The following is a 12,347-nucleotide window of genomic DNA, read 5'->3' on the forward strand; positions in this document are numbered from 1 at the left end:
CCCAGCCGCACCCGACGTTGTAGCACGCGGCGCGAAATCAATAATCGTCGTAGGCAAATTCAACGTCGTATAAGACGGGAATGGCTGCGGGTCGCCCGGAAGCCATAGCCAAGCGATCGGCTGAATACCAGCCGCCGCCCACGTAGCCTTAAGCAAATCCCACGCATTATCCCACCGCGCAGCCACAAGGCACCACTCCGACTTGTTTCCCGACATAACCGGGGAACAAATAACTGGATGCATATTAGGGTTAAACCCATTCCACTGCGACGGTTCTGTATAGGTATTGGTCCAAGAGAACATAGCCCCCAAAAGACTCGGCTGCTGATAGCCGATTAGATTACGGCCAATCATCTTGCGAGAGACCTTTTCCGCACTACCATCCTGCCTATCTTCCCACTGCAGCTGAACGATTTTGCTGCGGTTCGAAGGGTCAGCCCAGCAAGGCAAGTGCTTTAAGTGCTCCATGGAATCAACGCCGGATAGTGTCACCTTTCCAGGGTTGCCTTGTGGGTCACCGTCCTCCGGGTCAATCTCAAGCACTCGGTAGCAGCGGCGCCGCAACCCAGGACGCTCCACAACAACATGCAACGCACCATGAATCAAGGCATCGAGGGAGCCGCCTTTATCGAGCTGGCGAAGATCATTCCGCAAAATATAGTCAGCAACTGGGTTGACTACGCCCGGCTCAATTTCACCAGGAATCGTCAACTTCATGTTGCCAACATCAGCAAAAATTGACCCGAATTCCGCGTCTTCCCAGTCCTCAATATCCATGATCGGCTCCCAGTTCTTATCGAACAGGCCGACGTACTGGCCATGTGTCGCCTTGACGGCTTCACGGTGGGCGCGATGCTGCTCCCAATTAACCATGCTCTACCTCCATGGGCTTAAATATCGAGGAATAGCTTCCAACTCGAGGCCCGCGCCAAGCTGAAAGGTGTAAAGCTTATGCGGAGTCAGTGTCTCGCCCACGAGTACGCCGCGGAGCGAGGACCAGGTATCAGAATCAACCACGCCGTTCACGTCAGTGATTTGCCCCTGCATTCCACGGTCAAGGTTGATAAACCTCTCCCCCGGTCCCTGCCCAAGCGTCAACTTCAGACCGCTAGGTAGTGTGAAAGAAGTGGCTCGGCCATCCCACTTGAGCCGGAGCGACGGCGGCAACTCGCCTGGAAAAGCTTTGGTGAAAGTTCCCGAGTATACCTGCCGAGAGCCTGTCCACACGCCAGAAAAATTCGTCCACGAAATTTCGTCCTCCATCGAATGCAAGCCCACAAACGAAGAAGGAAGCGGCGCTGCGGAGTCGAGGACAACATCAATTTCAGATGACTGCCCGTCTCGCCACACCACTTTGAGCTTTGTGGGCTCGAACCTTGACCAGGCCGCGCGCCAACGGCGAAAAGCCACCGACAGATCCTGTTCATCGTCAGTCACGAGAACTTTCAACGAACCACTGAGCTGCGGGACTTTCCAACCTTTTCGACGAACTCCATAACGAGTGACAGACTCACCAACAGTGAAATCAACAGACCCCTCACCGCCGGCGAACCCATCTTTCAAAAGGATGACTGACTGCTTCCTTGAGCGCTGATTATCAGCAATCACAAACTGATCGCCAGAGGGAGAAACCACGGTAATCGCGATGGAATCATGATGAATCCGCGACATGTCGAATTGCATTAAAGCACTCCTCCCCTAGTTGTCCCAGCCACAGCCACTCCAGTACCGCGGCGCAGCGTGTCAATATCCTCCGTGTTAACAGTGATCTGACCCTCAGCCTTATCCAAGCGCTTACGCACAACCTCCTGGCCATCAAGATTGATAACCAAAGTTGTGCCAGCCCCTCCGTCTTTTTCTTGCTTTGGCAACTGGTTATAAACCAAATCGTCGAAAGCGCGAGTCTGCTGCGGAGAAAGAACACGCTCAGGAGCGACTACGTCCTTAGTTAAGAGGCCTTTGCCGCGGCCAATACCGCCACTGTCAAAAACCGCTCCTGCGCGACGTGCATCAATCACAGCACCAACCAAGTCATGGTCTTCTTCAATGCCGATTTGGCTCATCTTTCCGTCATAGTCACCTGTCTGCATGAGGCGCTTATACGAAGCCACCGGCGCCGCCGTTGAGGATGGGACACCGGTACGCTTCTTGCCCTTCTCTGCAACAGAGTTGAGCAATCCGCGTGCAGCGCCCTCATTCTTCAATAGACGTGCAGTCTCCGCCAGCCCAAAGTCTGCATCATCCCACGATGCAGAAAACTCCTTAAACGCTGTCCTCAAGTCAAAGACAGACTTCTTAGCGTCTTTAAATTCTCCGCCAAACACACCGGAGTCCTTAGCGAGCTGCATGCCGCGCCCCATCTGCTTCGCGTAGCGGTCTGGGTAGGCCGAAACCTGTACGCCCTGGGCAACGGCCCCGGGGTCCATGCTCTTCCAGTTAGGGAACTTGCGCAGCATGGCATCAAAGAACATGCCAGCACTCTCGAATGGGGTCATACGTTGCTTGACGGTGCCCCAGCCTGCGTTACGCTGCTGGAACAGGCCTATGGAGTCATAGTCACTGCCGACAGCATCATGCTTGTAGTTCAGCGACTCCGGGACAGCACGGTTCGCCCACATTTTCAGCGGGCTACCGGTCTCTACCAGCGCGGTCGCTTCACCAATAGCAGCGCCCTCAACAGGCAAACCCTTGGACTTTGCAGAGCGAGCAATTTCGTATGCGAAGAATTCCTCGCCCCACTTCGCTTTAGGCTTCGCCTCTTCCTTTTTCGCTTGGCCCAACTGCGGATCCTTAGCAGCCTCCTTGGCATCAAGGTTGCTGTCGGCATCCTTTTGGATTGCCTCGGCATGGCCCTTCGCCACGGAGGTCCGCGCTTGGTCCTTCGTCGTCGTGGTCACGATGGAGTCACCACTCGGGAACAGGTCAGACCCCTTGGACGTCAGCAGCTTCTTCGTCAGGGAGTCTTTCATCCCCAGCATGTCGAAGATGCCGTCTACCGCGAAATCCAAAAGGGACTGGTCGCCCAGGCCCTTCGCCGCGGTGGCCTTAGCCGCATCCTCCGGAGACAACGCGACCGTGACCGTGCTCTCACCAGTGCTACCAGTGGCCTCATCGGCACTCACCGTGACGGGAACGCCGTCAAGGGTCATGCTTGTGCCGTCCGGCAGCTCATTCTGGTCGAGAATCTTGTTCATCTTCGGCGGCTTCGGCGGCTGAATGGTCTTATAGAAGAACTCGTTAAAGTACGAGTCCCACGCGCCAGCAGCAGCACCGCCAATCTGGCCGTTACCGCGACCGCCACCCATCTCCACGTTCGTGCCGTCCGGCAGCGTCGAAGCGGTATGCCCGCCAGCTGGGCCACCATTCTTAAAGCCAATTCGCAGGTCACCCTGCTTACCGCGACCTCGTTGGAATCCATGCGAGGACAACCAAGCAGCTTCATCGCCTGTAAAGAACTTACGCGGGAACGGGTTCAGGCCGCTGGCGAGCGCGGCGAAAGCCGACGCGGTGCCAGAACAGTCACCCCAGTTCGAGCCACCAAACACATATGGTGCGCCCTCAAGAGAGCGCGACGCCTGATAGCCGTTGACTCGGGCACCTTCCGCAAAAGCCCGCAAGTCCTTAGCAGTGATACCGCCGTCCGCGAAGTACTGGGCTCGCGCCGGGGCTACCTGGGCAGACGTGCCTGGTGTGACCGGCTGCCCCTTCTTATCCAGCACCGTCAGGCCGAAAATATCGGCAGTCTTGGCAAGAATCTGTGTAGAGCGCTTGCGCTTGGACTTGGCTAGTGGGATGTAGGATTCGCCGCCGGTTTCTGGCTCAGCCCACACACGCCACGCGCCGCCTTTAGCAATCTGCGCCTTATGCTGCTCTTTCGAGCCACCATTAGCGTAGCGCTCCAGCTTGTCGATACCACCGTCGATGTAGGCGCGGGTGATACCACCCTGCGCCATGTAGACGCCGCCGTCCATGAAGCCAAGCATGCCGCGAATCTTGTCCGGCATCACCGAACCAATTGCGTTACCCACCTGGCCGAACATCGACTTAATGCCGTTAATGAGGCCGTTGATGATGTTCTTACCGGCGTTGACCAGCCACGAACCAGCCGAAGCGAAGACGCCCTGAACCTTGCTCGGAATCTGGCCGAGCACGCCCATCATCTCGCCAATCTTGTTGCGAACCGTGCCAACCATTCGGCCAATAGCTTGACCGAAGGAGGCGGCAACCCGCTTCGCATTCTCAAAGATGGACCGGAAGAAGTTCATCGCCGAGTTGATAACGCCGTGGACGATGTTGGAAATCGCTTGGCCCATCGAGCTGAAACGATTACGGATATTCGAGAAGTTACCCGTGAGCACGTCCGCCAGAAGGCCGGCCGCATTACGGAAGAAATCCCACGCGGGGCGGATAACACCGTTCCACACGTTGGAGATAAGCGACCCCATCGTGCGGAAGGCGCCGCCAATCACGGCGGTGAAAATCGGCACGACAAACGACGCCACCGACGACACTACGGACATAAACAGCGACAGGACGGGCTGAATCGCCCCAGACCACACAGCAGAAATGACGCTGCCGACGAACTGGATAGCCGTCCAAATGCCGTTAAACGCCGCAGACACAACAGAGCCCAGGAACTGGAAGCCCATCATCATGGCGTCAACAATCGGCGCAATCCAGGTTTGATAAAACTGCCCGAACCCGGTCGTGAACTCCGCCCACTTGGCCTTCATAAAATCCCACGCGGCAACGGCAACATTCTTCAAGTCCACGACGCGGTCGCGGAAGAACGTCAGAGCCGTGAAGATTGGGGAATCCTCACTAATACCCAGAGCAGCGGCATAGTCAGTCGTGTCACCGGTCTTCAAGAAATCGAGGGCGCCGGAAAAAATCTCCTTCACCCTATCGACCGCACCAGTAACCTTCTCCACCGTGGCATCCCACGCGCCAGAAATCATGTCACCAATCTGGGAGAACACTGGGCCGAAAGTAGACTGAATCCAATCCAGTCCAGCCTTAAACTTCTCGACCACCCAATCCCAGCCAGCGGCCAGAGCATGGGTGAAAGCCTCCCACATGTTTCGGCCGATTTCCGTCTTGGTAAAGAATGCCCACAGAGCCACACCGACCGCGGCGACCGCGGCGACCACTGCAAGAATTGGAGCGATCGCCGCAGCCTGGGCTGCAACGTATCCCCACATGGACATCTCTGCAGCGGCAGCGGCGCCGCTAATCGCAGTAAAAATTGGAGCAACGGTCGCCATCGCCACAATTGCAGCAGCAGCAATCCCTACGGCTGTACCCAACGCCAAGAACACCTTCGGGTGGCGCCCAATCACGCCAGCAAGAACCGCACCCTTCGACGCGAGCTCAGCAAACATCGGCAGCAAACCAGTACCGATTGCTTCCTTAGCATCATTGAACTTCGCCGTAGCTACCTGCTGCTTATGAGCCGCAGTATCCGTCTCACGGCCAAACTGGCCCTGTGCAGACGAGGTCTGTTCAGTCAGCATTTCCAGCAAGGTCTGCGCCTGGGCCTGCTTAGCGGCAGACCCGGTCAACTTATCCAGACCCTTAGCAGCCATGCGAGCGTTAATATCCGACTGCTTAATGGAAACGCCATATCGTTCAATAGGGTCGGCTTCGCCACGCATGAGCGCGTTCACAGCTTCGATAGCATCCTTTGTGGAACCGCCGAAGGTCGCCGCGAGGTCAGATGCCACACCAACGAGGTTCTGCGATTTCGACGCCACCTCGTCCATGGGCATACCCATGTTCTTCAACATCGCACCCGTCGAAGCCGTCAGCTCGCGGTACTCACGACCGGACAGACCTACTGCTTCGGCAGCACCCTTAGACGCGGAAATAATGCCCTGCGCGTGGTCACCAAAAATGGATTCCACAGCACCGTAGGACTGCTCGGCCTCCGCCGCGTAAGAAATCGACTCCTTTGCGATGAGACCAATACCACCCAACGCGGCAGTGGCATGCACCTTGTACTTACCAGCGAAATCAGCAGCCTTGCCCGCGGCGCTCTTAAACGAGTCACCCATGGTCCTCGTCTTTTCCGCTGCCCGCTGCGAAGACCGCGCCAAGTCTTCCTGCACGGCCTTCAAGCTAAGTTCCTTAGCCTTCAAGGTATCGGCAGCGCTCTGAGATTCCGCACGGGTTCGCTTGACACGACCCTCGGCAGTAGCGACCTGATTGTTCGCCGTTGCCGCCTGCTTCTTCGCCGATTCGAGCTGTCGCTCCGCGGCGGCAGTCTGCTTAGTGTTCGCGCCGTAACGGTCGCGAGTATCCATAAGGTTCTTCTCGGCAGCGGATACCGCGTCAGACTTAGACTTCGCATTCGCACGAGCTTCATCAAGCTGAATCTCCGCGGTGCGGATCTTCGCCGACGCGGTCTGCTGGGAGGTACGCGCATTCGCCAGCTGGTCTTCCGCACGCGCCAGCGCAGTGGACTTAGTCTGCCCACCGCTGCGGGCGGCGTCTAGGTTCTTCTCCTCACGAGACACACGCACTGCCGCATCGGCCTGCTTGTTCTTCGCCGTCTCGAGCTGCTGCTCTGCCTTCGCGAGCTCCGACGCCTTGGCATTGCCAGAATTACGTAGGTTCTCGAGCTTCGCTTCCGCAGTTCCCACGTCCGCTGCCGCCTGGGCCTCAGCCTTACGTGCCGTCGCGAGCTTAGTGGAGACTTGGGAGACTTTCGCCGCAGACGCCTGCAGTCCACTAGCCATGGACTCGCCGGCGCGCTTACCGCTTGCGGCGAACTCCTTCTCGACAATCTCGCCGCCCTTTTTCGCCGCGCCCGACGCCTCCTTTACCAGCGTGCCGATGAAGCCCTTCATCTCGGCGTTTACTGGTACCCACACGGCATCGGACATGACGGCCTCCTAAAGCGAGTCGAGATAGTCCAAGACCTCCTCCGGTGAGTGGTCACCGAACGAGCCATAGGACGATTGATTGACAGGTTTCGACCACGGGAACTGGGGCATGTTGTCGAAAATGGTTTTGCCCTTATCCACACCGGACAAGCCGGTGGCGGCGGTGGCCGTGGCCCAGAAGAGGCGCCAGATTTGCGCGTCCGCCAGAGTCCACGGGGTGCGCGCCCCATTCGGGGTTTCCAGCCAGAATGCCGGAGCGTCCGGCGGCAGCCCCTCTAGGAGAACTCGTAGTTTCCGCAGTGTGATGTCCCCTCGGTAGAACTGGCCGAGGACATCTTTCCCGTAGTGGGCTTCTAGCGACGCTTCCGCTGCTTCCGGGCCGCCGAACGACGCGAGGAGCGATTCAGTCGAGTACCTTTTCCCGAAGAATCAATATCCTGATTACGCTCCATGTACTCGTTGAACACGAGGAACCACAGGTTCGAGGAGCCGCCCGCGGTAACGAATTTTTCGTACTGCTCATCGCCCATGTACCAGGCGGCAAGGTCAGGCTCCCAATCAATGGCCTGCAGCTCTTCCTTGTCATCATCGGTCAGAGTCAGCGGGTCCTGGAAATCGTAGGTTTCGCCCTTGAAGTCGAATGGGATTCGCCCCTTGTTGGAGCCGGTGGCTTCTGCTCGCTGCTCAATGAGGGCGTCAAGATTGATATTGGACATGGCTGGTCCCCTTTCAAAAGTCTTAGGGTGGCTGGCCCTTTAGTGCGGAAAGGTTTTTGCGGGGAGCGGGCGGGCCAGCCAATTTTTGGTTCCCGCACCCCTACCCCAAGGAAGGTGAATTAGGCAGCAGTGACGTTGATGGTCAGCTGCTTAGTTGCCGACAGCTTGCCCGCATCAGTTGCCTTCACGGTGAAGGTGGACTCTCCGGCAGCGGTCGGAGTACCGGTGATAGCGCCGGTCGACTCGTTGATGGTCAGGCCTGCCGGAAGGTTGCCGGTGGACACCGCGTAGGTGTACGGAGCTTTGCCGCCCTTGACGGCTACGGTCGCGTTGTACTCCGCGTTCTGCTTACCGGCGGGCAGCGAGCTCGTGGAGATGGACAGCGGAGTGGAACCGTCCGTAGCTGCGGACGTGTTCGCTCCACCCGTAGCCCAGGCGGAGTTCATCTGCCAGCGAGCGGTCTTACCAACACCTTCAGGGAGGGTGGCGTTGTAGTCCTCGTAGGATGCCGGGTAGGAGGTGTAGGTAACCTCAAGGCCGAACATCTCGTCCTTCTTGAAGACCATCGAGCCACGCTCGGTAATCTGCGCGTCCAGCAGGTCCAGGCGCAAAGCCTTGTCACCATCGACCACGTCAATGTGCAGGTGCTCGTGGCCGAACTGCGGCAGCGCGTCCTCGTAGAAGGCGAAGGAGCCGTCACCCTGGTCCTCCAGCGCATCCTCGGACACGCCAAGGAACTTCGCGAAGTTCTCAATGCCGGTCTCCCACAGGGTCAGCTTGACGGACTTCACTGCCTTGGTGATGTCGGTGCGGATGGCGGAAACTTCCTGCCAAGGAATGTATTCCTGCTTATCCTCATCGAAGCTAATCTCCAGACCGTCCGGGGAGATGTAGCCCAGGTTGTAATGGGTATCAGTGTCGTACTTCTCTCCGAACGGTACCGGTTCGGTGCCGAGGGCGGAGGAGCGGACGGCACCGGTCATACCGACGCGGGCCTTGCGGGCATTAAAGCCCTCCAGAGTCTTCTGGTCTGCCATGATGTATTCCTTTCAAAGAATGATTGGGCATAGAAAACCCGCCCAGGGCACACGCCCCGAACGGGATGGAAACTTAAGCGACAATGCTTAGCTAGGTCTTGAGCACCATCAAATCAACTACAGCCCCCAAGACCCGGAGCTGCGGGTTAATATCCTCACGCGTAGAAAACCGAGGACAATCCACGCTTTTAACACCACTGCCCTCTAGGAACGGCAGCTGGTGCAGCGCGGCGCGCACCCTGTCCCCTACCGGCGTGCATTGAGCGCGAGACACCCCGACTACCTCCACATCAAGAGAAATAATCTCGGAGATGTACTCGCCCGTATCCGCGCCCCACGGCACGACCTCGCTGCCGGGGAGGAGGTCAACCGTGACCGCGGGGGTCAGCTTCTCGAGCTCGTCCGCGGGAGGCAGATGATCCGCCACCCACAACTCATCTCCGAGAACATCCGCCACCGCATCAATGGCGAACTTGAGGATGTCCACATCGTTCATCGACGTACACTCCTTCCAGCACGGCGAGCAATGCGCCCAGCACGCCGCGCATCCTTATCGTCAACGTGACCAACGATGTTCAGGCCAAAGCGGCCATTCGCATGCGCGTACTCCTTGACCTCCACACCGGCCTCAATACCTGCCTTATTCAGGTCACGGCGAATCTTGGTGGAAATCTTTGCGGCACGATTATGTACTTTCGCATGGACCGCGTTGGTATTCATCACCTGCTGGAAAATGGCGTCTGCATCAAGCTCGACTCGTACCACGGTAGACCTCCAAATCAACCTCAGTGTGCGGAAGTAACGGCCCACGCCAGTGCTCCGGGTCACCCACCACCCACGTGCCACCAACACCACCAATAACCCGAATACGGTCATTGGTTTCAAGCTGGTCGAGCACATGCGGAGGCTGCGAATATAGGCGCCATTTCGTCACAACAAGCTGACTACTGCCTGTCTCGTCCTCACTCGTGGACACCTGCTGAACACTGACCGGCGCGGCGATAGGAATGACCTCCGGGTCATCCCAGGACTCAACGAAACCGCCATAGTCACCACGGATGCGCCGCGGGCGAAGAATCTCGACCCGCTCGGTGAAAATCAGCTGCATCATGGCCATTCACGCAACTTGTACTGGTCGATGATGCGCCACTCAGTAGCCATCGGAGTGATGGACCCACCGCCCCCGCCGCCAGCCGGGGCACCAACACTGATACCACCAACGCTGACGTTGCCGCCTGTACCAGCGAGTACCGACCGCTGAACAATCTCGGCAGCAATGCGCAAAAGGTCAGGGGCCTGGTCGAACCCATGACGCAGAGTCACCTCAACCGACCTAAACCGGTCAGGAAACTCCCCCTCGTAGAGCTCGAGCATTCCGGACTGAGACCACCCAAAGTTAGAAGGTTCAACCTCGTTGCCGCGGATAGCGACTCGGGAGATGTCCTCCACGTGCATCGTCGGTAGACGCAGCAGCGTCCCGCCGAACGCATCAACAGTGATGGTCTCTTCCTTCACGGGGAACACGTGCCAGCCGCACAGTCTGCGAATGCCGGCGAGCGTGGCGTTGATTTTCTCCGCCAGCCCAGGCGTAGAGGCAGGTACTAAGCCGCCAGACAGGGCCGTGACCTGCTCAGGCGTCAGCTCTGGGGGTTCCAGCGGCTCAGTCATTTACCTCACTCCTTCGGTTCCGGCTTAGTGGTCTTGGTTGCTCCACGGCTAGCCTTGTTAGCCGGCTTCCGCTCCTTGGTCTCTGCCTGGTAAGGCAGCAGCCCCATGTGAGCCGCTACCTCGTCGGACTCGGCCTGAACAATGTGCTCAAAGCCGTTCTCGCCGATGCGCTTGTAGAGCTTCATTAGGCTTCGGCACCGCCCACGGTCAGCTTGACGAAAGCGGACGGGTAGCGCACTGCCAAGGCCAGGCGCTCCTCAGCACGGATGGTCACCTTGTTGGTGGTGAAGTTATCCGCGTGGGTGTTCGTGGCCTCCACGCGCACACCGCCCTTGCGGTACACGGTGCCGCCCAGGCCGAACGCGCCGACGAGGACGGTGCCCTTCGGGATGGCTGGGGTGACAACGGTGCGCAGGCCCCACAGGCCCGGCTGCTCCATGACGGCGCCGTTGCCGTACGCGCCCTGGAAGAAGCCACCACCGTAGTACTGGCCATTGCCGTCCTTCTTCAGGCGGATCGGCTCATAGTCAGCCGGGTTAATCATCACGCCATCGGTGGTCAGCTCCGTAGCCAGGGAAACCTTCGTGGTAGCGGAGAACACCTTATCCGGCACCTCATCGATAGTGGCAGCGGTATCAACCTGCAGGCCGTCGCGGTTGAGCAGGCCCTTAATGTTGTTGCCCATACCATCGCCGGAAAGCAGCTGCTTTTCCTCGAAGATGGCCAGCTTGTACAGCAGGCGGTTATCAATCTCGGACTTGAGGAACGGGAGATCCTCAAGGAATTCATCGGTGATGGTGATCCATGCGGCAATCTTGCGCAGCGGGTCAGTGACTGCGGTCGGGTTCGCCACATGTACCTGAGGCTTCTGCGCTCCCTCAGCCACGGTGCCAAAGTCGCCCTCGAACGCGCCCTCAATGAAGTAGCTGATGGCGTTGCCGGAGATGGTTCCGGAGCCGAGGAGGTCAGCCAGAACCGGACGGTCACGCTTACCGTGGACAACAGTCTTGTCCACATCGGTCAGCACCGGAGTCAGCGCATCACCGGAAGTGGTGACGGTATCAGTGTTCGCCTTAAACTCCGTCGCAGAAACAGTGGAGTTAGAACGGTCACGCAGAACAGACAGGTCACCTGCGGACTTAAGGAAGTGCTCACCCAGGGTACGGGCGGCTTCCTCCTTCTTGGCCTCCGGCATACCCTTGAAAAGCTGCTCATAGGAGCCGAAATTCTCCGCCGCCTTAAGCTGAGCATCCAGCGTGCCCAGTTCGGACTCGATGTCCTTAAGACGGGATACCTGCTCAGCGGACGGAGCGCCCGCGGACTTAGCCTCAGTGACAATCTTAAGGCCCTCGTCGGCCAGCTTGGCGCGACGCTTCTTCAGTTCAACAGTCATGTTGATGGTTCCTTTCAGTTAGTCGCGCCCCACGGCGCGGAACATGGTCTCGAATCGGTTAAGGTCCGCTTTACGGCCTTCCTCGTCCTCATCGTCTTCATCGGATTCACCGGCATCCTCGCCGGGCTCGTCCTCGCCACCGCTATCAGTGACCTCAGATGACGAATCCCCCTCATCCGAGGCCTCATCCTCAGAATCGGGGGTATCTTCATCGTCATCGTCTTCTTCATCAGTCCCCGGTGGCCCGCCCAGGGACTTCCCGCCCAGAACCTCCAGGAATCGCTCCGCTAAAGTCTCCGGCAGTGCCAGGTTCACCGTCGGGGATTTCACCGCCAGCACCTCGGTCTCCGGATTCGCGCCGAGCGGCACCACGGACACCTCAAACAGGTCAACTTCCTTGAGGAACCGCACGCTTTTACCGTCAAGCTCGCCGTACTCACTAGAAGTAGCGGCGAAAGCAAAGCTCATTTCCCGGACGCGGCCCTGCTTAAGTAGGCGGTGAACCTGGGCGCCCTTCGGCGAGTCGGTATCAAGCTCGCAGACCACTTTCAGCCCATGCTCATCCTCCTCAGCGGAGGTCACCATGCCGATATTGAAGTCCGGATCGGCCATATTGTGGCCCCACAACAGCGGAATCGGAGCACCCTTT

General features: G+C 58.3%; 11 protein-coding genes and 1 pseudogene. All 12 read right to left on the bottom strand.

The annotated features are described in order from the left end of the window. Window positions 1-873 (bottom strand): annotated as a pseudogene (locus HMPREF2935_RS00540) (hypothetical protein); the annotation flags it as partial. A 3-nt stretch (window positions 874-876) separates the two neighbouring features. After that, the gene (locus HMPREF2935_RS00545; RefSeq protein ID WP_070731544.1) at window positions 877-1,683 is read right to left on the bottom strand and encodes a hypothetical protein; all 807 of its coding nucleotides are present in this window, start codon (window positions 1,681-1,683) and stop codon (window positions 877-879) included. Next, entirely contained in the window at window positions 1,683-6,884 is a 5,202-nt protein-coding gene (locus HMPREF2935_RS00550) for a hypothetical protein (protein ID WP_070731546.1), read from the bottom strand. Before HMPREF2935_RS00550 ends, HMPREF2935_RS00545 begins: the two co-directional genes overlap by 1 nt. A gap of 353 nt (window positions 6,885-7,237) precedes the next feature. Next, a complete protein-coding gene (locus tag HMPREF2935_RS00555) occupies window positions 7,238-7,600 on the bottom strand; it encodes a hypothetical protein (RefSeq protein WP_070731547.1) in 363 nt (120 codons plus the stop codon). Between the two features lie 119 nt (window positions 7,601-7,719). Continuing rightward, window positions 7,720-8,637 (bottom strand): Ig domain-containing protein, encoded by a 918-nt coding sequence (locus tag HMPREF2935_RS00560; protein WP_070731548.1) that lies wholly within the window; start codon window positions 8,635-8,637, stop codon window positions 7,720-7,722. A gap of 91 nt (window positions 8,638-8,728) precedes the next feature. Continuing rightward, complete coding sequence (locus tag HMPREF2935_RS00565; protein WP_070731549.1) at window positions 8,729-9,133, bottom strand: hypothetical protein; 405 nt, start codon at window positions 9,131-9,133, stop codon at window positions 8,729-8,731. Next, window positions 9,130-9,402 carry a hypothetical protein gene (locus HMPREF2935_RS00570; protein WP_070731550.1) on the bottom strand — a complete coding sequence of 91 codons (273 nt, stop codon included), beginning with the start codon at window positions 9,400-9,402 and terminating at the stop codon, window positions 9,130-9,132. Before HMPREF2935_RS00570 ends, HMPREF2935_RS00565 begins: the two co-directional genes overlap by 4 nt. Next, window positions 9,383-9,748 carry a hypothetical protein gene (locus HMPREF2935_RS00575; RefSeq protein ID WP_246817746.1) on the bottom strand — a complete coding sequence of 122 codons (366 nt, stop codon included), beginning with the start codon at window positions 9,746-9,748 and terminating at the stop codon, window positions 9,383-9,385. Before HMPREF2935_RS00575 ends, HMPREF2935_RS00570 begins: the two co-directional genes overlap by 20 nt. Then, complete coding sequence (locus tag HMPREF2935_RS00580; RefSeq protein WP_070731551.1) at window positions 9,745-10,305, bottom strand: hypothetical protein; 561 nt, start codon at window positions 10,303-10,305, stop codon at window positions 9,745-9,747. The genes HMPREF2935_RS00575 and HMPREF2935_RS00580 overlap by 4 nt, the downstream gene beginning before the upstream one ends. Window positions 10,306-10,310: 5 nt before the next feature. Continuing rightward, the gene (locus tag HMPREF2935_RS00585; RefSeq protein ID WP_070731552.1) at window positions 10,311-10,490 is read right to left on the bottom strand and encodes a hypothetical protein; all 180 of its coding nucleotides are present in this window, start codon (window positions 10,488-10,490) and stop codon (window positions 10,311-10,313) included. Continuing rightward, a complete protein-coding gene (locus tag HMPREF2935_RS00590) occupies window positions 10,490-11,698 on the bottom strand; it encodes a phage major capsid protein (RefSeq protein WP_070731553.1) in 1,209 nt (402 codons plus the stop codon). The genes HMPREF2935_RS00585 and HMPREF2935_RS00590 overlap by 1 nt, the downstream gene beginning before the upstream one ends. Window positions 11,699-11,716: 18 nt before the next feature. After that, on the bottom strand, window positions 11,717-12,347 hold a 631-nt coding region (locus HMPREF2935_RS00595; RefSeq protein ID WP_141755980.1), incomplete at its 5' end, for an HK97 family phage prohead protease.

The sequence above is a fragment of the Corynebacterium sp. HMSC076D02 genome (genome assembly GCF_001813815.1).
Lineage (GTDB): Bacteria > Actinomycetota > Actinomycetes > Mycobacteriales > Mycobacteriaceae > Corynebacterium > Corynebacterium simulans.

Bases quoted from the DNA above. Each gene is read 5' to 3' on its own strand.
- HMPREF2935_RS00555 (WP_070731547.1), bottom strand. From the start codon at position 7,600: ATGTCCAATATCAATCTTGACGCCCTCATTGAGCAGCGAGCAGAAGCC.
- HMPREF2935_RS00565 (WP_070731549.1), bottom strand. From the start codon at position 9,133: ATGAACGATGTGGACATCCTCAAGTTCGCCATTGATGCGGTGGCGGAT.
- HMPREF2935_RS00560 (WP_070731548.1), bottom strand. From the start codon at position 8,637: ATGGCAGACCAGAAGACTCTGGAGGGCTTTAATGCCCGCAAGGCCCGC.
- HMPREF2935_RS00585 (WP_070731552.1), bottom strand. From the start codon at position 10,490: ATGAAGCTCTACAAGCGCATCGGCGAGAACGGCTTTGAGCACATTGTT.
- HMPREF2935_RS00550 (WP_070731546.1), bottom strand. From the start codon at position 6,884: ATGTCCGATGCCGTGTGGGTACCAGTAAACGCCGAGATGAAGGGCTTC.
- HMPREF2935_RS00580 (WP_070731551.1), bottom strand. From the start codon at position 10,305: ATGACTGAGCCGCTGGAACCCCCAGAGCTGACGCCTGAGCAGGTCACG.
- HMPREF2935_RS00590 (WP_070731553.1), bottom strand. From the start codon at position 11,698: ATGACTGTTGAACTGAAGAAGCGTCGCGCCAAGCTGGCCGACGAGGGC.
- HMPREF2935_RS00575 (WP_246817746.1), bottom strand. From the start codon at position 9,748: ATGATGCAGCTGATTTTCACCGAGCGGGTCGAGATTCTTCGCCCGCGG.
- HMPREF2935_RS00545 (WP_070731544.1), bottom strand. From the start codon at position 1,683: ATGCAATTCGACATGTCGCGGATTCATCATGATTCCATCGCGATTACC.